Annotated in this window: 1 protein-coding gene; it reads left to right on the forward strand. The window is 67.1% G+C overall.

Going from position 1 to position 1,067, the window contains the following annotated elements:
* Positions 1–116 precede the first annotated feature (116 nt).
* A complete protein-coding gene (locus tag D7X12_RS41500) occupies positions 117–881 on the forward strand; it encodes a Stp1/IreP family PP2C-type Ser/Thr phosphatase (protein WP_120630579.1) in 765 nt (254 codons plus the stop codon).
* Positions 882–1,067: the final 186 nt, after the last annotated feature.

Genomic DNA, 1,067 nt, shown 5'->3' on the forward strand with positions numbered 1-1,067 from the left:
CCCGTACCCGGAGGATGGGGGCATCCTCATCAGCGAGAGCTTTTTGACCCCTTTTGGAGCGCTTTGTTAACGTCGCGCCCTCGGTTTTCACGCCTCCCCCGGAAGAGTCCCAACGCATGCGCATCGAGGTCGCCGGCAGCACCCACGTCGGGATGAAGCGGAACCACAACGAGGACAACTACCTCGTGCTCACCGAGGAGAACCTCGTGTGCGTGGCGGACGGCATGGGCGGTCACTCGTCCGGAGAGATCGCCAGCCGCATCGCGGTGGACGAGCTGGGTGAGTTCTTCCGCATGACGTCCAAGGACCAGGACGCCACCTGGCCGTTCAAGATGGACAAGCAGCGCAACTACGATGAGAACCGGCTGTCCACCGGCATCAAGCTGGCCAACGCCCGCATCTTCGAGCGCGCCACCGTGGACACGAAGTACAAGGGCATGGGCACCACCATCGTGTCCGTCCACTTCAGCGACACCGCGGCCTACGTGGGCCACGTGGGCGACAGCCGCGTGTACTTCTTCCGCGGCGGCATGCTCCAGCAGGTGACGGAGGACCACTCGCTGCTCAACGACTACCTCAAGGCGAAGAAGCTCACGCCCGAGGAGATCGAGAACTTCCCCCACAAGAACGTCATCGTCCGCGCGCTGGGGATGAAGGAGCAGGTGCAGGTGGACGTCACCCGCGTGGATCCGCTGGAGAACGACGTCTTCCTGCTGTGCTCGGACGGCCTGAGCGGCATGGTCACCGACGCGCAGATGCAGGACATCCTGTCGCGCACGCCGGAGCTGGAGAAGGCGTGCGGCCAGCTCATCGACCTGGCCAACGCGGCGGGCGGCAACGACAACGTCACCTGCGTGCTGGCGCGCTGGCACAACGCCTGAGCCGGAAGGCCCGTGTCCACGGGCCTCCCGCAAGTCCCCCGCCGGGAGCTTCAGCGCCCCGTGAGCGGCGCGGGCACCCGGTGCGGGCCCCACGCGAGCACTTCCGCGAGCGCCTCGCCGGGCGCCACTTCCGTCTCCTCGAACACCGCGCAGCGCTCCAGCCGGGCACCCTGCCCCACCCGAGCC

This window comes from Corallococcus sicarius (genome assembly GCF_003611735.1).
Taxonomy (GTDB): domain Bacteria; phylum Myxococcota; class Myxococcia; order Myxococcales; family Myxococcaceae; genus Corallococcus; species Corallococcus sicarius.